The organism is Chryseobacterium piperi (assembly GCF_002285635.2).
In the GTDB taxonomy this organism is placed as follows: Bacteria; Bacteroidota; Bacteroidia; order Flavobacteriales; family Weeksellaceae; genus Chryseobacterium; species Chryseobacterium piperi.
The window spans coordinates 4,287,752-4,308,802 of the sequence record NZ_CP023049.2 but is presented as its reverse complement, the minus strand read 5'-3'; the positions used below and the strand labels follow the sequence as shown (position 1 = coordinate 4,308,802).

Annotated in this window: 17 protein-coding genes; all 17 read right to left on the bottom strand. The window is 31.1% G+C overall.

The annotated features are described in order from the left end of the window. Nucleotide 1 precedes the first annotated feature (1 nt). The 17 genes from CJF12_RS18870 to CJF12_RS18790 all read right to left on the bottom strand — a co-directional run bounded on the left by CJF12_RS18870 (nt 2) and on the right by CJF12_RS18790 (nt 21,047). Entirely contained in the window at nt 2-880 is an 879-nt protein-coding gene (locus tag CJF12_RS18870; protein ID WP_095591212.1) for a glycosyltransferase family 2 protein, read from the bottom strand. Beyond that, the gene (locus tag CJF12_RS18865) at nt 870-1,982 is read right to left on the bottom strand and encodes a glycosyltransferase (protein WP_228379071.1); all 1,113 of its coding nucleotides are present in this window, start codon (nt 1,980-1,982) and stop codon (nt 870-872) included. The genes CJF12_RS18870 and CJF12_RS18865 overlap by 11 nt, the downstream gene beginning before the upstream one ends. Continuing rightward, the gene (locus CJF12_RS18860; RefSeq protein ID WP_034682584.1) at nt 1,979-3,310 is read right to left on the bottom strand and encodes an O-antigen polymerase; all 1,332 of its coding nucleotides are present in this window, start codon (nt 3,308-3,310) and stop codon (nt 1,979-1,981) included. The genes CJF12_RS18865 and CJF12_RS18860 overlap by 4 nt, the downstream gene beginning before the upstream one ends. A 10-nt stretch (nt 3,311-3,320) precedes the next feature. Continuing rightward, a complete protein-coding gene (locus CJF12_RS18855; RefSeq protein ID WP_084675610.1) occupies nt 3,321-4,754 on the bottom strand; it encodes a lipopolysaccharide biosynthesis protein in 1,434 nt (477 codons plus the stop codon). 152 nt (nt 4,755-4,906) lie between these two features. Next, nucleotides 4,907-5,458 carry a dTDP-4-dehydrorhamnose 3,5-epimerase gene (gene rfbC, locus CJF12_RS18850; protein ID WP_034682582.1) on the bottom strand — a complete coding sequence of 184 codons (552 nt, stop codon included), beginning with the start codon at nt 5,456-5,458 and terminating at the stop codon, nt 4,907-4,909. Next, complete coding sequence (gene rfbB, locus CJF12_RS18845) at nt 5,458-6,504, bottom strand: dTDP-glucose 4,6-dehydratase (protein WP_034682659.1); 1,047 nt, start codon at nt 6,502-6,504, stop codon at nt 5,458-5,460. The genes rfbC and rfbB overlap by 1 nt, the downstream gene beginning before the upstream one ends. Nucleotides 6,505-6,511: 7 nt before the next feature. Continuing rightward, nucleotides 6,512-7,807 carry a nucleotide sugar dehydrogenase gene (locus CJF12_RS18840; protein ID WP_034682581.1) on the bottom strand — a complete coding sequence of 432 codons (1,296 nt, stop codon included), beginning with the start codon at nt 7,805-7,807 and terminating at the stop codon, nt 6,512-6,514. A 34-nt stretch (nt 7,808-7,841) separates the two neighbouring features. Next, entirely contained in the window at nt 7,842-8,810 is a 969-nt protein-coding gene (locus CJF12_RS18835; protein ID WP_034682579.1) for an SDR family oxidoreductase, read from the bottom strand. Between the two features lie 3 nt (nt 8,811-8,813). Continuing rightward, nucleotides 8,814-11,156: a GumC family protein gene (locus tag CJF12_RS18830; protein WP_034682578.1), complete on the bottom strand. Its 2,343-nt coding sequence runs from the start codon at nt 11,154-11,156 to the stop codon at nt 8,814-8,816. A gap of 8 nt (nt 11,157-11,164) precedes the next feature. Then, nucleotides 11,165-11,857 carry a polysaccharide biosynthesis/export family protein gene (locus tag CJF12_RS18825; RefSeq protein WP_228423515.1) on the bottom strand — a complete coding sequence of 231 codons (693 nt, stop codon included), beginning with the start codon at nt 11,855-11,857 and terminating at the stop codon, nt 11,165-11,167. A 262-nt stretch (nt 11,858-12,119) separates the two neighbouring features. Further along, nucleotides 12,120-12,926, bottom strand: coding sequence for a polysaccharide biosynthesis/export family protein (locus tag CJF12_RS18820; protein ID WP_034682576.1), 807 nt, complete (start codon nt 12,924-12,926; stop codon nt 12,120-12,122). Nucleotides 12,927-13,133: 207 nt separating this feature from the next. After that, the gene (locus tag CJF12_RS18815; RefSeq protein ID WP_084675612.1) at nt 13,134-15,119 is read right to left on the bottom strand and encodes a polysaccharide biosynthesis protein; all 1,986 of its coding nucleotides are present in this window, start codon (nt 15,117-15,119) and stop codon (nt 13,134-13,136) included. Nucleotides 15,120-15,608: 489 nt separating this feature from the next. Then, nucleotides 15,609-16,070 (bottom strand): regulatory protein RecX, encoded by a 462-nt coding sequence (locus CJF12_RS18810; protein WP_034682575.1) that lies wholly within the window; start codon nt 16,068-16,070, stop codon nt 15,609-15,611. A 61-nt stretch (nt 16,071-16,131) separates the two neighbouring features. Then, nucleotides 16,132-17,397, bottom strand: a complete 1,266-nt coding sequence (gene glyA, locus CJF12_RS18805) for a serine hydroxymethyltransferase (RefSeq protein ID WP_034682574.1) — start codon at nt 17,395-17,397, stop codon at nt 16,132-16,134. A 105-nt stretch (nt 17,398-17,502) separates the two neighbouring features. Further along, nucleotides 17,503-18,408: an NAD(P)/FAD-dependent oxidoreductase gene (locus tag CJF12_RS18800; protein WP_034682573.1), complete on the bottom strand. Its 906-nt coding sequence runs from the start codon at nt 18,406-18,408 to the stop codon at nt 17,503-17,505. A 120-nt stretch (nt 18,409-18,528) separates the two neighbouring features. Beyond that, nucleotides 18,529-19,728: an efflux RND transporter periplasmic adaptor subunit gene (locus tag CJF12_RS18795; RefSeq protein WP_034682572.1), complete on the bottom strand. Its 1,200-nt coding sequence runs from the start codon at nt 19,726-19,728 to the stop codon at nt 18,529-18,531. A gap of 47 nt (nt 19,729-19,775) precedes the next feature. Further along, on the bottom strand, nt 19,776-21,047 hold the full coding sequence (locus CJF12_RS18790) for an ABC transporter permease (RefSeq protein ID WP_034682571.1): 1,272 nt from the start codon (nt 21,045-21,047) through the stop codon (nt 19,776-19,778). Nucleotides 21,048-21,051: the final 4 nt, after the last annotated feature.

Genomic DNA, 21,051 nt, shown 5'->3' with positions numbered 1-21,051 from the left:
TTTATTTAATTATACTTTTAAACATTACATAAGCAGGTAAATAAACTATTTTTGAAATTATTTCTGCAGATTTTTTCTTGAAATTTTGTATCCCAAATAATTGATCAATAAAATTATTAACAACATTACAATACTCGTATGTAATTCTTGTTAATATACCAACTTTAATATTAGGATAGAAAATATTTAATTTACTTATTAGGAATTTATTTAAATTACCTCTAACATTTAAATGAACTCTAGCTAATTGTACAGCATTTGTACCTGCTCTTCTCACCGAGGTTAAGCTTTCATTAAGATATCCTAATTCATTATTAAAGCCCATTAGAATCCAAAAATAGCCATCTTCTCCATATCTCATATCTTCAGAAAATCTTATAAAATTATTTTCCAAAATAAATGACCTTCTAATCATAACACATGGTGTGCCAATATGAATTTTTGTCAAACACTGTGGATATACCATTCCCTTAAAATTCTCATTATTGACTTCACAATAGATCCTATCTTCCTTATTAGGTACTTCATCAAAAATTGAATATTTAGTATGAGACCAATTCAAATTGTGGTGATCCATTAATTCAACTTGCCTTTCCAATTTAGTATTCAGCCACAAATCATCAGAGTCTAAAAAAGCTAAATATTCACCACTAGCTTTACTAATTCCATAATTTCTTGCATGTGCAGGTCCTTTATTTTCTGTTTTGAAATAATTAATATTATTATGATATTTATTAATAAAACGATTGTCGTCTTCTGAAGAACCATCATTTACCACGATGATTTCATAATCAGAAAATGTCTGATCTAAAACACTTTCTATAGCCTCTTCTAACCATCCGATATTTGGATAAAATGGTATGATAACACTAACTTTCATAAAACTTTTTTATAAATTGATCTAACTGCTCAGCATGATTAATTTTTTTATCTTTCAGATAGTAAATAATCGTCTCTAAACCATTATTTGCAAGACTTTGTGCTAAATCAGGGTTATTAATTAATTTTTCAATTTGATTTACTATACTTTCGCTATTTTTAGGAATAAGTTCAAGACAATTCAACTGATCTTTCATGAGATAACCTATTGTCCCTACAAAAGTAGTCACAATAGGTATTTGCATCATCATTGCTTCATATAAAACTCTAGGAAATCCTTCATGGTAAGTGGGTAATACAAAAATATCACTTTCTTTATATATATTGATAAGTCTGTCTTTATCAGAAACCATTCCAAAAAAAGTAACATTTTCTTCCAACATTTTCTGCTTGATACATAAAACTAAGTTATTAAAGTCAATTCCACTTCCTACCAAATTTAAATGTATATTATAACCTCTCTCTTTTAAAATCTCTAGAGCATCCAATAATTCGAAAAGACCTTTATCAAAAACCAATCTTCCTACATATAGCATTTTCACAGTCTCTTTAAAATCAACTGTCCTATTTGTAACTATATCAGTTTCTTCAAAACCCATCATAGGCCGTATTGTCTGAGTATCTTTGTTATACTTTGACATTTTTTGAGTAAAACTTGGAGAAATTGTAAAAATTGTTTTTGCTTTTTTTAAAATTATTTGTGAGAGTTTTGATTCAATTCCTTGTTCTCCTCTTATATAAAGTCCATAAGGTTTTTGGTAAAAAATGCATAATAAAGCAATAACTTTGCAAATTGGTCCTGGAAAATATATGTATACAAAATCATTTTTAATAATTGCTTTCTGGATTACAAAAAATGATATTAGAAAAGGTATAAAACGGTTGCTTTTTCTCTTTACCTCATATATTTTAATTTTTTTATCAGATAATACAAAATTCGCAAAGGTATCATCTTCTGTTTTTTGTTGACTAATTTGGAATGTACTCACTGAATTACCCAGTTCCCCTAATTTTATAAAAAAATTACCCGTTTCTTTATCTAAAAACAGTTGTCTATTTTCCTCGTAAAAAATTGAATTATTTATTGTCAGAATTTTTTTCATTTTGCCTTTGTTAAAAATGGTTTGAACAGATAAAATAATAAATAGTAAATAATAGCTGCCCAAGTAATATATCTTACAGTATCAAAAAGACTAGATCTCGCCATATAAATAGAAAAACTAGAAATAAAAATGTAACAAATAGTAACAAATAGCTTTCTCTTTCTATTTAATTCCAATTTAGAAACAACATACCCTAATAGGAACATAAGTATTATAACTCCCAAGAAACCAAACTGCATATAAATATCGGCAATTAAATTGGTTCCTAATCCCCAGGTTGCATTTACATCGTTGGTCAAAATCGACCCTGTTGAAAGTTCTTGTGGCTTTACCCCATATAAATTTGTTGTAATAAAAGACGGAAGCATTGGTACAGGAGCAAATAAATAAGGAATAGAGCTCATCCCATAGTTAATACCATTTTTATTGGCATAATCATATCCTGCATATAGATTCCTATTATTTACAATGAGATCCATTGTAAAATCATAATAATGAGTAAATTGAACGTCATTTAATTTTTTATTATTTCCGTCTTGGCTACGTAAAGAGGATACTAGTGTTAAACCTACAAAACCGGCAATAAATATCAAAGTAACTTTAGTTTTACTAATTTTTTTATAAAATATATTATATGAAAATAGTAATACTAAACTCGTTTGGATTGCAGATCCCCTATCTCCAACATAAATAAAAACTAGTGTATATATAAATGCTATTGCAAAATTTTTAAAAGATTTTTTTAAATAAAAATTTAAAATTATTAACAAATTAATTAAGCATTGAGAAACTACTAAAAGGGCCGGCTCAATCTCAAAAAAGGCATCAGAGCTTCGTTTCAAAATACCATCTTTTGCTAGAAAGAATAATAAAAAACAGACTCCCCATGATAATACTAAAATAATATTATAAGAATATTGAAGTATTAAATTACTTTTTACGTTAATATTCGATGCATAATTACCCATGCTTGTCTTATTTTTATCTAAAAAAAATTTCGTTCCAACAGAAAAACTACAATATCCTACTAAGGCTAAAGCAGTCGACTTTGTAATAACGGCTTCATTAAAATAAAAACGACTAAAAACTGGAAAATAGTACTTATCAAAGGGATAGATAAAAATTGGGTAAAAGAAATTAACAAAAAAGAAACTTACTGTAAAAAATAATGAAAAATTAACTATGCTTCCTTTTTTACTTTCTTTTTTAAGTGTAATAAATGCTATATATAAAAATACAAAGAAAATAATATAACATAAACTGAAGTCATATTTATTTGGAGCCAAAAAATATAATGTTATTGCTAGTAATAATGAAAATATTTGCATTTAAAATTAATTATTTCTTTAGGTTATTTTTTATCAAATTCACAAATATCTTAACACTAAAAATATTAAAAATTTCAGAAAAAACTATATAAAAAATAGCCAATATGCAAGCAATCCCTTTCAAAATAATTTGTGATTTTATATTTGTTTCAATTACATTATATCCTATTATTAAAATAGAGACTAAAATAATTACTCTAATTAATAAAATTAATTCCTTTCTACCAATATTAATAATTTTAGAGGTAAAATAGTAATTAATAAAATAACTGAAAGCATTCGTTGCTATATAGCCATATAATAACAAGTCTATCCTTTTTAAGTAAACACCAATAACCAATGTTATAACTTGGAAAATTTTTTTTACAAGCTCTAACCGTAATAAATTTTGAGTTTTATTATATACTTTAAATATCATCTTATTGATCAACTCTTGGGTATAAAATAAAGAACCTATAATTAAAAGTTTAATATAATAAACAGCTCCTAACCACTTAGAGCCGAACATTAACAAAATCATATCTTTTCCAAAAAACTGAATAATCAATACTGAAAATCCCATTAAAAAAAGGAAGGATTTAGAAATCAAATTATATGTTCTAATCATTTCTTCCTTTTCATTTTGTATTTTTGAGAGACTGGAAAAAAAGACTCCCTGCGATAAATTATTAACTATGTTATTAGGTACATCTTGTAATTTTTTAGCCTGATAATAAAACCCAACTTGATACATATTAAATACCCTCCCCATTATTAACTGATATATATTATCGAATGTTAAATTCAGGAAAGAAACCAAAGTAGTGTTTACACCAAAACTAAACAGATCTTTAAAAATCATCCTATTAAATCGCAAATTAAAATAGAATCCTTCATGATATATATATAATATGGTCTGGAGTAAAACTGTTGAGATTGGGATAGATATTAAAGCCCAGATTCCTAATTTAAAAAATAAAGCAAGTCCTATTCCCACACTGACACCAAAAACTGTAGAAAATAATGTGAGTATAGATTTTAATTTAAATTTTAGCTCAGAAATCATTTTAATATTTTGAATGGTTTGAAATGAGGATATTATCAATATAAATGCAGAAGCAATTATAGGCTGTTTAATCTCAGGTGTATGATAAAATCTGGCAATAGGACCGGAGCAGAATACAATTACAAAAAATAAGAAGAGACTGATAAAAAAATTAAAAGTAAAAACTGTAGAATAGTCATCTTTACTTTTATCTAATTTACGCACTAGAGCTCCTCCTAGACCACCATCTGTAAAGATATTAAACACGGTTATAAAAAACATTATGATTCCTAGTTGCCCAAATTCTTTTGGTGTCATTAATCTCGCCAATAAAATATTAGAGATCAAAACTATCACAAGCGAAAATAAATGACTTCCAAATGACCAAAGAGAATCTACTAATAATTTTTTATTTTTCATCTACATTATTTTAGAAAGCTTTACTTCTATTATTTTATTACTTTACCTCTACAAGGTTATCAATAAATAAAAGTATACCCTATTCTTTTACATAATATTTATAATGCCTCGCAGGCCATTAAATGAATATATTTATTTTAATAAAATTATTTTTAATTAATACTTCTAAAATAATTAAATAACTGAGCGTCTTTGTCCTTTTCGGAAATGATCATTTGTTCCACCGGAATTTTCCAGTCTATATTTAGTTCAGTATCTAAAGGATTAATTCCGCTTTCAGAAGCTTTATTATAAATGTTATCACATTTGTAGAAAAAAGTAGCATTTTCTGAAATTACAGAAAAACCATGTAAAAAACCTCTTGGAATAAAGAGTTGTCTTTTATTTTCTGTATTAAGTTCAACAGCAACAGATTCACCATAGGTAGGTGAACCAACTCTAACATCAACCACAACATCTATTACTGAACCTTCTATCACTCTTACTAATTTTGCTTGAGCAAATTCTCCTGCCTGCATATGTAAGCCACGAACAACACCATAGGATGATCTTGACTGATTATCTTGTACAAAAGTAGGCCTATAACCTAAAATCTCTTCTAATTTAACCTCATTATATGATTCAAAAAAATATCCTCTTTCATCTTCAAAAACAGTCGGCTCTAATATAAAGCATCCTTTCAGTTTTGTTTCTTTAGCTCTCATTAATTATATTGTTTTTGATAGTAATTCTGATAATCTCCAGAAGTCACATTGTTTAACCATTCTTGATTATTTAAAAACCAATCAATTGTTTTTGACAATCCTTCTTCAAACGTTACTGAGGGCATCCAACCTAATTCTTTATTGATTTTTGTAGCATCAATAGCATAGCGTAAATCATGTCCTGGACGGTCTTTTACAAAAGTAATTAACTGTTCTGAGTCACCTGCATTTCTTCCCAGCTTCTCATCCATCTGCCTACATAGCTCTTTTACTAAATCAATATTTTTCCATTCATTAAAACCGCCAACATTATATGATTCTCCATTTTTCCCTTCATGAAATACTAAATCAATTGCTTTTGCGTGATCAATTACAAATAACCAATCCCTTGTATATTTACCATCCCCATAAATAGGTAAAGGACTGTTATTTATTATATTATGAATACATAATGGAATTAACTTTTCAGGGAAATGATTGGGACCATAATTGTTCGAACAATTTGTCATCACAATAGGAAGTCCATATGTATCTGCATAAGCTCTAACAAAGTGATCAGAAGATGCTTTTGACGCTGAATAAGGTGAATGCGGATCATAGTTTGTTTCCTCCGTGAAAAAACCTTCTTCCCCAAGAGCTCCAAACACTTCATCAGTTGAAACATGATGAAAACGTTTGCCTTCGAAACTGTCTTTCCAAATATGCTTTGCTGCATTCAATAAATTAACCGTTCCTACTACATTGGTCATCACAAAATCTAATGGATTTGTAATAGATCTATCCACGTGAGATTCTGCCGCTAGATGAATTATTCCATCAGGCTGAAATTCCTCAAAGATTTCGAGAATATGTTTTGAATCAGTAATATCAGCCTTAACAAATTGATAATTTGGCTCTTCTTCAATATCTTTCAAATTCTCTAGATTACCTGCATAAGTAAGACTATCAAGATTAATAATTTTGATATCAGGATAATTAAGAACAAATTGTCTTACAACATGGGAACCAATAAAACCAGCACCTCCAGTGATTACTATTTTCTTCATCATAAATTTATAATCTTGAATCGCAATTCTTTAAAATCCCTTTGACATCATAAATAACACCATTTTCTTTCAAAAACTGTGTTAAGTCTAAATCCAGAAACTCTTTATGAGCAACAGTAAGGACAATAGCATCAAATCTTTCTTTTATTTGATCAAGAGAGCTTGTTGAATTAATTCCATATTCGTGCTCTACTTCGGCTTCACTAGCCCAAGGATCATATGTAGTAACATCTAAAGAATAGTCTTCTAAGGCCTTAATTACATCGACTGCTTTTGTATTTCGCACATCAGGACAATTTTCCTTAAATGTAATTCCCAAGTTTAAAATCTTTGCTCCATTGACATTAACATCTTTTTTAATCATTGTCTTAACTACCTGAGAAGCCACGTATTGCCCCATAGAATCATTAAGACGTCTGCCTGCTAAAATGATTTCTGGATGATACCCCTTCTCCTGAGCTTTCTGAGCTAAATAGTAAGGATCTACCCCGATACAATGTCCTCCAACTAACCCAGGCTTAAACGGAAGAAAATTCCATTTCGTTCCAGCAGCTTCCAAAACAGCATGAGTATCAATTTCTAACAAGTTGAATATTTTTGCTAGCTCATTGACAAAAGCAATATTAATATCCCTTTGTGAATTTTCAATAACTTTTGCTGCTTCTGCAACTTTAATAGTCGGTGCTAAATGAGTCCCGGCCACAATAACTGATTTATATAGATTATCTACTATCTTTCCAACTTCAGGGGTAGATCCGGAAGTAACCTTTAATATCTTTTCAACAGTATGCTCTTTATCTCCTGGATTAATACGTTCTGGCGAATATCCTGCATAAAAGTCTTCATTAAATTTGAGCCCTGATACTTTCTCTAAAACAGGAATACACTCCTCTTCAGTAACTCCAGGATATACCGTCGATTCGTAAATCACGATATCTCCTTTTGACAATACTTTTCCAACAGTTTCTGACGATTTATATAATGGAGTTAAGTCTGGGCGATTGTGCTTATCAACAGGAGTCGGCACTGTTACCACATAAATATTTGCTTCTTTGATAGCGTTCAAATCTGAAGAACAATATAATCCGTTTTCTGAAATTTCAAAAGGGTTCTTTTTTATTAATACAGATTGTAAAATATCATCATCTAACTCTAATGTATGATCCTTTCCTTCATTTAGCTCTTCAATACGTTTTTGATTGATATCAAAACCTACTACAGAATATTTTGTTGCAAATAAACGTGCTAAAGGCAATCCTACATATCCTAACCCAATAATTGCAATTTTATATGTTGTACTCATTAATATTTTTGTTTTACTAATATTTTGGCTATAATTATTTTAAATTTTCCCAATACCATTTTACAGCTTCTTTCAAGCCTTTATCAATAGTATGGGTTGGCTTATAACCTAATTGAATTTTTGCTTTTTCAATTGAAGCAAGAGAATGAGCGATATCACCAATTCTATTTGGACCATGGACAACTTCAATCTTTTTTATTTCCGAATCTAATTCGCTTAGATATTCTTTTAGATATTTAACCAAATCATTTAAAGTAGTCCTGTCCCCTACCGCAGTGTTATATACTGTATTAATAGCTTCAGTATTATCTGTTAACATTGCTAATTCATTCATTTGAATTACATTATCTATATAAGTAAAGTCTCTTGAATAGTTTCCTTCGCCATTAATTTTTGGTGCTTCATGATTCATTAATTGTTTTACAAATAATGGAATTACAGCTGCATAAGCTCCATTTGGATCCTGACGTCGTCCAAAAACATTGAAATATCGTAAACCAATACATTCCATCCCATAGGTTTTACTAAATACATCTGCATACAACTCATTTACATATTTTGTAATCGCGTAAGGTGATAATGGTTTACCAATAACTTCTTCAATTTTTGGTAAAGATTCAGAATCACCATATGTAGAAGATGAAGCTGCATATACAAAGCGTTTAACATTTGCATCACGTGCAGCAATTAACATATTCAAAAAACCTGAAACATTTACATCATTGCTTGTAATAGGATCTTTAATAGAACGAGGCACTGAACCTAAAGCAGCCTGATGTAAAACATAGTCAACACCTTCAACTGCTTTTCTACAAATTTCTAAGTCACGAATATCTCCTTCTATTAGAGCATAATTAGGATTTTGAAAAAAAGGTTCCACATTATGTCTATGCCCTGTAGCAAAATTATCTAAGCAAACAACCTTATAATTTTTATTTAAAAAATATTCGGTTAAATTAGAACCTATAAAACCAGCTCCTCCTGTAATTAAAACTTTATGCATATTCTATGATTTAAATATTTTTTGCCACCATTTTTTCTTTTTCTCACTCGAGTAGCCATAACCATAACCGTAATTATTACCGTAGCCATATCCACCTGCATTTTTAGAGACGTCATTAAGTACAAACGAAACATTTGATAACTTTGACTCCTTTACCAATCCATTAGCAAAATCTATTAATATATTTCTGGAAACTCCTGATCTCACAACATATAACGTCGCATCAGCGGTATCTGCAATATTGAGAGTATCTGAAACCAACATCAATGGAGCTGAATCTATAACAACATAAGCATAATTATTAACCATCTGCTCAATAAGCTTTTGATACCTACCATTTGATAACAATTCCTGAGGGTTTGGAGGAATACTTCCAGCATAGATAACATCACAATTAGGATTAGTATCTGATGTATGAATAAGTTCTTCAACATCAGTGGAATCATCATACAAATATTCGGTAAGCCCTTTTCTCTTTATTGGCTCATTATCATACCTCTGAATCTGAGGATTTCTAATATCCGAACCAATAAGAAGTGATCTCCCATTTTTATTACCTAATGTAAGTGCTAAGTTAACAGAAACCAAAGTTTTCCCCTCACCCTTTACGGAAGAAGTTACCATAACAACTTTAGCTGAATTTTTAGAAGGTAGTATAAATTTTAAATTGGAAACTAATACCCTGAATGCCTCCGCTAATTCTGAAAAATCATTTTTCTGTACCAAATGACTCTGTTCATTCTTTAATGAAGGTATATCAGCTAAAACACCTAGTGATGTACGCTCGGTTATATCATAACGGCTATATATTTTATCGTCCCACATAAAGAAAAAGTAAAATATTGCAAAAGGACAAAGTATCCCCAATAGTATAGCACCCAAAATAATTAAACTTTTCTTAGGTGAAACTGGAATATCTTCAGTAAATGCAGGATTTACAATTTTTGCTTTAGGAACATTTACTGATAAATTGATTGCATTCTCCTCTCTCTTTTGTAAAAGAAAGAGAAAAAGTTGTTCTTTAAGATTTTGTTGTCGTTCAATCCCTCTATAAATCTTGGACTGGCCAGGAACTTTATTTATCATTCCCGTGCTCGATGAAATTTGATTATTTATTTGAGCTATTGATGCTTGTACCGTTGATTTCTGTTGACGAATATTATCTCTAACAATTTCCTTCAATGAAGCAATTTCTTTATTCATTTCCACTATAGCTGGATTTTCATTTGTTGCTTGCTTCAATGTTTTATTTCTGCTGATAAGTAATGTATTATATTGCGAAATTGCTTGTTCCAAAGAAAGGTTAAGTCCAAGATTTGAAGGCATAAGTTGGTTACTACCTTTCGATGCCTCTGTTTGCAATGAATTTAGCAAATCAAGTTGAGTTTGTTGTTGAAGAAGAGCTTTCGTATTATCACTAGTATTTTGAAGTGCTAATTCAGCCTGTGCCTGTAGATCAACAATACGATTCTTATTCTGAAAATCCTCTTTTTGGTTTTCTACTCCTGAAAGGTCCCGGGTAATAACCTCCAGTCTCTTATCTATAAATTCTTGAGTATTTTGAGCTTGCAAATTTTTATCTTTAAGACCATCCAGATTATACTGTTTAGTTACCTCATTTAGGATAGCCTCTGATTTTTCAGGAATTGTCCCTACAATATTAATATCCATCAGCATAGCTTTCTGATCAGGTAAATTAACCTGAATTTTATTTTCTAATGCTTTAACTTTTTCCAGAGGATTCCAAAAAACAATCTTATATTTTGAGCGAAATGTCAGTCCTGGAATTTTTTGCAAAACTACAATTCCAAAGTCCAGTTTTAAAGCTTTATTGAAACTACCCTTAACATCTCCTTTTTCATCACTTCCTAAAGTGAAATCATTCCCATTGACCTCCTTTACAATATATTCTGAAGAAATAAATTTTTTATTATCATTATAAGAAATAACCTTAGCCGTAATGGGTATTTTGGTAAATAATTCAGAATCTTTAATCTCTCCAGAATTATAATACTGGACACTTAAATTAAGATTTTCAACAACTTTCATTAGAATTGGCCTTGAAGTAACTACGGCCACTTCACTTTTCAATTCATCCGCATTACCTAGCCCTAAGCCCAGATTATCAAGATCTGCCAAAGCACCAGTAATATCATTTTGCTTTTTATCAAATTTGAGTGTTGTTATTGATTGATATTGAGGTATAGAATATCTAAGATATACATATGCACCAATCAAAAAGAGTAGTATAAATCCAATAAACCATGGCCATTTATTAATATATTTCCCAATAACCTTCCTTAAGTTTAAGGTTTCCTCATTTTCCTGAAGTTCTATCTGCTGCATACCTTAATTTATCGAGTTAAAGAAATTACAATAGCCGCAGCCGTTAACACAGAACCAATAATCTGAAATGTGAGGGCTCTGTTAGGATTTGAGTTTGCCTGTATTTGTTTATTTTGATCAGGCTCTACATAAAGTACATCATTTTGTTTCATATAGTAATAGGGTGAATTAACGATATCTGACCTTGACATATCCAAATTAATAACCTGATCAGTCCCGTCGTCTCCAGTACGAATAAGCTTAACTTTAGTACGATTTCCAAAATCTGTCATATCTCCAGCAAGACTAAGTGCCTGGAAAATATTTAATTTTTGTGTTGCACTTTCCTTTTGTCCTGGATTTTTCACCTCTCCTAAAACACTTACATTAAAATTCTTCAGAGTGATCGTTACCAAAGGATCTGTAAGATATCTTTTCAAACGAGATTCAAGATCATTTTTCAATTGCACTTGAGTCATTCCTTTTGCATAAACATTTCCTAATACAGGAAAATTAATATATCCTTCTTCATTAACCAAATATTCACTCGGCTGTACATACTGATTTACTCCATTAGGAGCTTCACTACCTACACGGTTTACCGTATTAAGGTTAAATGGTTTTACAGCATTTTCATCAAGTGCAGAAACAAGAATTAAGAGGACATCACTTTCCTGGATATGAAGCCCTTGAAACTTTGCCTGAGCAATTTCTTGTTCCATATTATGTTGCGACATATATACCATATTCTGTTTAGGTTTGCATGATAAAAAAACAAACGCTAACAGTATAAGATATGTAATAATAGTTTTGTTCATGATTTTACTTAAGTCTAAGGAGTTAACGCTTTATTAAAGCTTACGATATTTGTACTATAATTAAATATTAATTCCCTTTGATTTTTTTATTATTTATGATTTTATTATTTATGATATTGTACTAATCTTCTTGAAAAGTTAGCCTTGATATCGTTTTATTTCTTTATTATTTTTTTATTAGAGCTAATATACCTACTGTTATTGAGGCAATTACCGAAGCTACTGAAATATATAGTCCAGTATTTGGATCTACCCTTGCTGCTTTTTCTCTATTTGGATTAGGCTGAACATAAACAACGTCATTTTGCTTAAGATAATAATAAGGAGAGTTGATAAAATTAGCACTTGTAAGATCTATTCTTTCTTTGTTAATCTGTCCATCCGTATTTCTAACAACTAAGATATTATTCCTAACCCCGAAAGGAGTAAGATCTCCGGCCAAGCCTAGAGCTCCTAATAATGTAGTGTTTCCATCAGGAATTACGTAAGTTCCTGGCTTAGTAACCTCTCCAAGAACAGAAACTTTAAAATTGATAAGCCTAACGTCAACAATTGGATTTTTAACATACTCTCTAAGAAGATCTGTTAATTTAGTACGTAATGTTTCAATATTTTCATTTTTAGTGCTAATTGCTCCTATCTGAGGGAAAATAATATCTCCATTAGTATCTACAGTATAAGTAGGGCCTGAAACCGGAACTTGTTGTGGAAGGCTATTGGAACTCGGTATTGAATATTGCGTAGTAGTAGTACTGGAAGAATAATTTTGATTAAATGGTTTAACTACCTCCATATCTTTAGCAGAGACACTGATAATCAACTGATCACCAGGCTGAAAATCAACCCGGCTGTTTTTTATCGAATTTTCCAGTGCAATACTATCAATATCTTTCATATAATTGATTTCCTGCCTACTCCCGCAAGAAACTATCATTAGACTTATAGCACCATAGATAAAATACTTCCAATTCATTTTTTTGATAAATTTTTCACAAAAATAGGATAATTATTTTTACACCAACTATGTTTTTAAACATGCCCGCGAATGCTTGTTATTGATAAAATTGTAAAATATTTATCTTAAACATCAAATATTTACTATATTTACGATTTTATACTATTTATTTCAATTTAATTATTTGTTTAACAGAAACTATTTAAACCCAACATCTTCTTTAATTTAGTTTTCAGAGATGAAATTTTTAATCTCAGGAGCTTCAGGAGCTTCAATAATTTCATTATCTAAAACTTCAAATTCTGAGTTATTACTTATAAATTCAGGAACTATTTTTTTCAGTATCCTAACTACTTGTAACTTATTTCTTTTTACTGCTGCAATAATAATTTGTTTACTCAAGAGGTCAACTTCTGCGAATTCCATTAAAGGATCTCTTGAAATTAAAATTTTCTCATGGTGTGTAGGAATAGTGACTGTATTATTACTCAAAAGTTCTTCGTAAAGTTTTTCTCCCGGTCTTAAACCTATAAAAGTAATTTTGATATCTACATCTGGGGTATAACCCGATAATTTGATCATTCTTCTTGCAAGATCAAGGATTTTAACAGGTTCTCCCATATCAAATACATAAATCTCCCCCCCATTCCCCATCGTTCCTGCTTGAAGGACCAATTCACATGCTTCGGGAATAGTCATAAAATAACGGATAATATCGGGGTGAGTAATTGTCACAGGTCCCCCTTTCTCTATTTGTTTTCTAAAATGAGGGATAACAGAACCATTAGAACCTAAAACATTTCCGAAACGTGTTGTAATAAATTTAGTGGTATTCCCTGGTGAATTCTGTAAAGATTGTACAAATAATTCTGCAGTTCTTTTAGATGCACCCATTACATTGGTTGGGTTTACAGCCTTGTCTGTAGAAACCATTACAAAACGATTTACCTTATATTTTTTAGATAATAAAGCTAAGTTTTTCGTTCCTAAAACATTCACAAAAATAGCCTCATGTGGATTTTCTTCTATTAAGGGTACATGTTTGTAAGCTGCAGCATGATAAACCATTGAAAATTCATAATCTTCAAAAACTTTTTCCAATCTATATCTATTAGAAATATCTGCCAGAACGAACTTAAATTTTTGATCTGGGAACTTCTCTAATAACTCCAATTCCAATTCATATAAAGGAGATTCTGCCTGATCAAGTACTACAATAAGTGAAGGATTGAATTGTGATACTTGCCTCACAATTTCACTACCAATAGAGCCAGCTCCTCCAGTTACTAAAACATTTTTTTGGAAATGTCTTTTTCTTACATCCTCACTTTCTATTTTGATCGGCTTACGATTCAATAAATCTTCAATCTGAAGCTGACTAATTCCACCGACTAAATCACTATCCCTCATTTTACTGAGCGTAGGGGCTTTTAGCACCTTTAGTCCATTATCCAAAGCCAAAGTCATCCATTCTTCGATTTCCTGCTTTCCCATAATTTCCTTAATTAATAGAACAGCATCAAATTGCTTTATTAATTTATCGTTTTTGAAGAAATGGTTTTTGTTATATATTTTATATCCTAATAATAATGCTCTGTTAGAATCGGATCTCCCTGTAAGAAATCCCTCCAATCGATATGGATAATTAGGATTATGCATAATAGCTCTGGCCAAGGCTACAGAAGCTTCTCCCACCCCCACAACAGCAACCCTTACTTTAGATGAAGCTCCCTTAAAGTCTATTAGAATGCTAAAAAATTGCTTAGTTATCATTCTAAAAAAGAACATTATAGAAACTGAGATAAGGAAATACAAGAAAAGATTAGGATATAAATACAACGACTTATCCAGTGTTAATTCCGAGATATAATTGATCACTAAAAGAGTAAGAAGTGTACATCCGGAGGATAGTATGATTTTAAAAAAATCAAAAAAAGTTGAATGTCTTATAATTCCTGCATAGGTTTTAAAGACATACATAAATAGAATATTAGTCCCAATAAGAACCAATCTTTTTTGGAGAGTATATTCCGGAAAATTGACTTTAACTTCTAAATTCTTCAAGAATAAACGAGAAAGTAATATAGAAAATAAAATAATTAAAATATCAATTAGGATAACCAACCACCTTGGTATATATCTTAATTTAGTGATTTTCACAATGTTATCTCCATTGTAAAGAGCATCAAAAGCGTCACGCAACTTTTTCATCAACATTAAGTGATTTTATTAGCTTGGCAAAGGTAATAGATAATATTCATAATTTAAAATGGTATAATTAATTTGTTTTTATATGTTATCTACTTCCAGATATAAAAAAATTTCCTTTTAATTATCACTATTTATAGTAATAATACAATATATAATTTATATTTTATTTCACTTATTCATAAAGTATTTTCATTTTTTTAAATATATAAATCTCAAAAGAGAAATATTTAAGACCACATGCATTTTTCATGCCACTTTATATATTTCACATCTCCAATTTTAATTTTTTTTTAATCAAATAATATAAAATATTACATATAAAAGGCTTATAATAAAAAAAGTGCTTAATATAAATTATATACTTCGTAAACAACAAGGATATTCAACACCTTTCTTTCCGTTAAATGCAAAAAACAATTATATATATTTTAGTATCTGCAAAAATATTTTTTTTAATCTAAAACTTATTTTACATAAATTAAAAGTATATTAATTTTCTATAACCTGAAGAATAATATCATATTCAAAACCTTTTCCTATCAGATATTTTATAGTTTTTGATTTTTTTTGGTACTCTTTTAATCCCTTCTGTTTAGTGTAGTAATCTTCAAATGCTTTTTCAACAGCATTAAAATAATCCGATTCATCTATTTCGTCAAAACAGGTATTAATTAATTTTTCCGAAATCTGCTTTTGTTTAAGATTCATCCTTATTTTATTTCGCCCCCAGTGCTTTATATAAAATTTACCTCTGATATAACTTCTTGTAAATCTTTCTTCATTTAGATAATTCTCCTGCAGCAAGTATAAAAATATCTCTTCTTTTGCCTCGGGAATAAGCATGAATTCTCTCATTTTCTGCTCAACTTCCGCATGACATCGATCCTGATAAACACAGTAATTAACTAACTTTTGTTTGATTTCTTCAAAAGTAAAAGATTTCTTTTCCATAATACAAAAAAGAAAGAATGAGCTATTGCTCATTCTCCTATTATTTAAGTTTCAATATCAATTAATAATTAAACAATGCTTTCCCTTCCATTAATTCATTGACTTTCTTTCTCACAGACGTAAGCACTTCTTCATTTTTAATATTGTCAACAACTTCCGAAATTAATTCTGAAATGGTTTCCATATCATTTTCTTTTAATCCTCTTGTAGTAATTGCTGCCGTTCCTAATCTGATTCCTGAAGTAGTAAAAGGTGATTTATCATCAAAAGGTACCATATTCTTGTTACATGTGATATCTGCCAATACTAATGCTTTCTCGGTTTCTTTCCCGTTCACTCCTTTATTTCTAAGGTCTACAAGCATCAGGTGATTATCTGTTCCTCCACTTACAATATCAAACCCACGGTTGATCATAGCCTTTGCCAAAGCCTGGGCATTAGATTTAACTTGCTTCGCATAGGTTTCAAATTGAGTATCTAAAGCTTCTCCAAAGGCAATTGCTTTACCAGCAATAACATGCTCAAGCGGTCCACCTTGAATACCTGGGAAAACAGCACCATCCAAAACCTGGCTCATCATTTTCGTTTCACCTTTTGGAGTTTTGTGTCCATATGTATTTTCGAAGTCTTTTCCCATCATAATCATTCCACCTCTAGGCCCTCTTAATGTTTTATGAGTAGTTGTTGTTACTACATGGCAATATTCGAAAGGAGAGTTTAATAATCCTTTAGCGACTAAACCTGCAGGATGCGCAATATCTGCCCAAAGAGTCGCTCCGATTTCGTCAGCAACATCTCTGAATTTTGCATAATCTAAATCTCTGGAATATGCTGAAAAACCAGCAATCAGCATTTTAGGTCTTTCTCTAAGAGCAACCTCTCTCATTTGATCATAATCGATCAAACCAGTTTCCTGCTGCACTCCATAAGAAACAACATTGTATTGAATCCCCGAAAAGTTAACGGCAGATCCATGAGTTAAATGCCCTCCCATTGAAAGATCCATTCCCATGATTTTATCTCCAGGCTTCAATACTGCAAGGTAAATAGCTGCATTTGCCTGAGAACCTGAATGGGGCTGAACATTTACATAATCTACTCCGAAAAGCTCTTTTGCCCTGTTTATTGCCAATGTTTCGACCTCATCTACTACTTCACACCCGCCATAATATCTTTTACCAGGGTACCCTTCTGCATACTTATTTGTCAATACACTTCCCATTGCCTTCATCACATTGTCAGAAACAAAATTTTCTGAAGCAATAAGCTCTAATCCGTGGGTTTGTCTTTGTCTTTCCTTTTCAATTAGGTCGAAAATAATATCCATTTACTTTAAATTTTTGAGATTGTCTCCCCCAAATGTACGGAATTTCCCTTTAGATTTTGTTAATGACAAATATGATTTTTTGAATAAAATCTCAATATTTTCGCTTTAAAATACTTCATCAATAAGTTCTTTGTTTACCATTGCTCCAACAGTATTTCCTGAAGCCACAGCATTGGCTACAGACCGCATCATTGACGAACTATCACCACACGCATAGACTCCATATACATTCGTTTTATAAAAGGCATCTGTTTTAATATGGCCTGACTCCGTCATTTCAATTCCAAGGTCTTCTTCGAAATTCAAATTCTGTTCAAATGGAATCTTTGCATAAACAGCCTTTACCTGATTTTTGCTTCCGTCTTTAAAAACTACATTTTGGATATTCCCATTATGATGTTCGAATTGTTCAATTTCACTTTCATTGATCTTTATTCCTTTTTCTTCTAATTTTACTATCTGATCCTCATTAAAATTTGATTTCCCGTTCGTAAATAATGTAAACTCTTTTGTCCAATGTGAAATCATTTTAGAAAACTCATACGCTAAATCTCCGTTTCCAAGTATACCTGTTTTTTCATATTTCACTTCGTATCCGTGGCAGTAAGGGCAATGAAGAACTGAAATCCCCCAACACTTATCAAATCCCGGAATATCAGCAAGTACATCTTTAATTCCCGTAGCAATTATCAGTTTTTTAGCATTAAAGTTTTGCCCGGATTCAGTTTCGACCTGAAATCTTTCATTATTTTTTATAATCCTAATAACAGATCCATCATAAAATTGTATGCTTTCATATTTTTGGACCTGCTCCTTCGCTGTGTTACTGATTTCCATAGGAGTTTTCCCATCCTGTGTCAGAAAATTATGGGAGTGTGGAGTTTGCTTGTTACAAGGTTTCCCACTATCAATAATCAGAACTTGTCTTAAAGCCCTTCCTAAAGCCATCGCTGCAGAAAGTCCAGCATAACTTCCTCCTATAATAATGGTATCAAATATTCTATCCTTCATAATTTCTAAAATAATTATCACACAAAGATAAAACAAAATCCAATAATGCAACTTAATTGCAATAAAAAAATCCCGAGAAAAAGTTCCCGGGATTTCAGATAAATATATCTATTTAGTTTATTATTTTGTCTTTTCTTTAAGCTCTTCCTTATCTTTATCGGAAGGGTTCCATACTTTTATTTCAGAGTCTTTAGTAATCCCGGAAAGAATCTGCACATTAATACCATCACTGGCACCCAATTTTACATACACTTTCTTAAATTTTCCATCGGGCTGCTTAACCTCAACGAAAGACCTGTCCTTACCATTGCTTTTTTCATACTGTACCAATGATTCGTCAAGCAGTAAAGCATTTTTCTGAGAATTCAATACAATTTCTCCATTGGCTGAGAATCCAGCTCTGATATATTCATTATTAGGATTACTAACATCACCCTCAACTGGGAATTTTATTGTTCCTAAATTATCCTTCCCCTTTGGAGCAATCATGGTTAACTTTCCGGGGAAAGTTTTATTTTGTAGAGCGCCAATCACAATATTCATACCCATACCTTCTTGCAGTTTTCCAGCTTGAGCTTCATCAATTTCTCCTTTAAAGATCAAAGAGTTTAAATCTGCTACTGAACATATGGTTGTACCGGCATTGAAGTTATTTGCTTCAATAACCTGACTTCCCTTTTTTACAGGAACTTCAAGAACAGTTCCTGAAGCCTTGGAACGGATTTGTGTAGTAGCCAATCCTTGCCCTTGAAGTTCAGGAGTGGCACCCGTTTTTGCAATCTGCAATCTTTTTTGAGCTGTATTTAACTGCTGTTGAGCATTTTTAAGATTTTGCTGCTGAGTAAACAATTGTTGCTGTGAATTAAGATAATCTTGTTTAGAGATTACTCCTTGCTTATAAAGCCTCTCTTGCATCTCATACTGTTTCTGCACATTTCCAACATTCATTTGAGAATTATTGATTTGAAGTTGTGCATTTTGAACTTCTTGTTGTGCAGCATTTACCTCAGAAATACTAGGAACAATTCTCACTGTAGCAACCAATTGCCCCACCTCTACTTTATCACCTTCTTTCACTAAAATTTTATCAATAATCCCAGTAATATTGGGTTTGATTTCAATTTCTTCTTTTGGGGTAATTTTCCCCGTAGCCATAACTTTATCATCCATATTTTGGATCGTAGGTTTTCGGGTAAGGAATGCTTCATTCTCTTTAGAGTTAGATTTTATCATATAGCCAATCCCTGAGAACAATGCCACTGCAAATAAAAGCCCTAACAGTATATAAATGGCTTTTTTCCAAGTGAATTTCTTTTTCATATATCTAGTTTATTTTTTATTTAAATGGTTTTAATATAATGTCACAATTATTCACTTCTCAATGCTTCAATAGGCCTTATTTTCACAGCTCTCTGAGCCGGGATCATTCCAATAATCAGTCCTAAAATGACCATTACTCCCATAGCTGCAAATACATTTCCATAATTCACCGTTGGGTTATAGAAGGGAAATGCATCTTGCCCTTGTGTTGCTGCATTTAAAATCATTAATACAAAAATTCCAAAAAGAAAGCCAAGTAAGCCAGATGAAAGAGTGATTACAACACTTTCCAATAATATCTGGTTTCTTACTTCGGATGGTTTTGCCCCCAACGCTCTCCTGATACCTATTTCTTTAGTTCTTTCTTTTACCGTAATCAATAAGATATTGGAAATCGCAATTACTCCTGCAAGGATCGTTAGTGTTCCAACAATAATAGTCAAAAGTTGCATTCCTGTAAGAAAACCGGTCACTTTTTTAAACTCTTTCCCTAAATTGAAACTACCAAAAGCATTGGTATCTTCAGGAGAGATTTTATTCTTATTCTTTAGTACCTGTTTTACATCTTCTTCTACCGAAGACAAATTAGCACTAGGTTGACTTACAATAGCAAACATATCAATCTGATCTCCAGCATTATACATTTTAGTATATGTAGATAGGGGAATAAAAGCAGTTTGATCATTTTCCCAACCACCACCTTTTTTCACCCTGAAAACACCAATTACATTAAAAAATAATCCTTTGATGTTAATTGATTGCCCAATAGGATCTTCTTTTTTCTTGGAATCAAAAAAATTCTTATAAATCTCTTCTCCGATCACCACTACATTTTTATTACCTGAAACATCTGCATCATTGATGTAACGACCGAAAATAAGCTTCTTTTCTGAAATTTTATTCCCTACCGAATAATCTCCAGTAAGTGAATAAGTTCCTTTTTTACCGTTTCTTGAAATGGACTCTCCAGGTGTTCCTGTAAAACTTCCTCTCGCATTTTGTGGTGATATATAATCTACACCTGTAACCTTTCTTTTCAACATTTCCATATCTGACAAGTAAAGATGAACCTCTCTTCCTTTAGGAAATCCCTCATATGGAATTGAGGTCTTTTGTGCCCAAAGGAAAATCGAATTGGTAGCAAAACCAGAAAATAATTTATCAAAACCATTCTCCATCCCTTTTGCTGCACCAAGAAGACTTACGTACAAAAACATTCCCCAGCCTACTCCAATCATAGTAAGAAATGTCCGGAGTTTATTATTTCTTAACGAATAATAAATCTCCTGCCAGGTATCTTTTTTAAATATGATATTCACGTCT

What these genes read in the sequence shown, in the direction of transcription:
- CJF12_RS18870 (WP_095591212.1), bottom strand. Translation starts at nt 880, where the DNA reads ATGAAAGTTAGTGTTATCATACCATTTTATCCAAATATCGGATGGTTA.
- CJF12_RS18800 (WP_034682573.1), bottom strand. Translation starts at nt 18,408, where the DNA reads ATGAAGGATAGAATATTTGATACCATTATTATAGGAGGAAGTTATGCT.
- CJF12_RS18835 (WP_034682579.1), bottom strand. Translation starts at nt 8,810, where the DNA reads ATGCATAAAGTTTTAATTACAGGAGGAGCTGGTTTTATAGGTTCTAAT.
- CJF12_RS18795 (WP_034682572.1), bottom strand. Translation starts at nt 19,728, where the DNA reads ATGAAAAAGAAATTCACTTGGAAAAAAGCCATTTATATACTGTTAGGG.
- CJF12_RS18840 (WP_034682581.1), bottom strand. Translation starts at nt 7,807, where the DNA reads ATGAGTACAACATATAAAATTGCAATTATTGGGTTAGGATATGTAGGA.
- CJF12_RS18830 (WP_034682578.1), bottom strand. Translation starts at nt 11,156, where the DNA reads ATGCAGCAGATAGAACTTCAGGAAAATGAGGAAACCTTAAACTTAAGG.
- CJF12_RS18815 (WP_084675612.1), bottom strand. Translation starts at nt 15,119, where the DNA reads ATGAAAAAGTTGCGTGACGCTTTTGATGCTCTTTACAATGGAGATAAC.
- CJF12_RS18855 (WP_084675610.1), bottom strand. Translation starts at nt 4,754, where the DNA reads ATGAAAAATAAAAAATTATTAGTAGATTCTCTTTGGTCATTTGGAAGT.
- rfbB (WP_034682659.1), bottom strand. Translation starts at nt 6,504, where the DNA reads ATGAAGAAAATAGTAATCACTGGAGGTGCTGGTTTTATTGGTTCCCAT.
- rfbC (WP_034682582.1), bottom strand. Translation starts at nt 5,458, where the DNA reads ATGAGAGCTAAAGAAACAAAACTGAAAGGATGCTTTATATTAGAGCCG.
- CJF12_RS18865 (WP_228379071.1), bottom strand. Translation starts at nt 1,982, where the DNA reads ATGAAAAAAATTCTGACAATAAATAATTCAATTTTTTACGAGGAAAAT.
- CJF12_RS18860 (WP_034682584.1), bottom strand. Translation starts at nt 3,310, where the DNA reads ATGCAAATATTTTCATTATTACTAGCAATAACATTATATTTTTTGGCT.
- CJF12_RS18825 (WP_228423515.1), bottom strand. Translation starts at nt 11,857, where the DNA reads ATGGAACAAGAAATTGCTCAGGCAAAGTTTCAAGGGCTTCATATCCAG.
- glyA (WP_034682574.1), bottom strand. Translation starts at nt 17,397, where the DNA reads ATGGATATTATTTTCGACCTAATTGAAAAGGAAAGACAAAGACAAACC.
- CJF12_RS18810 (WP_034682575.1), bottom strand. Translation starts at nt 16,070, where the DNA reads ATGGAAAAGAAATCTTTTACTTTTGAAGAAATCAAACAAAAGTTAGTT.
- CJF12_RS18820 (WP_034682576.1), bottom strand. Translation starts at nt 12,926, where the DNA reads ATGAATTGGAAGTATTTTATCTATGGTGCTATAAGTCTAATGATAGTT.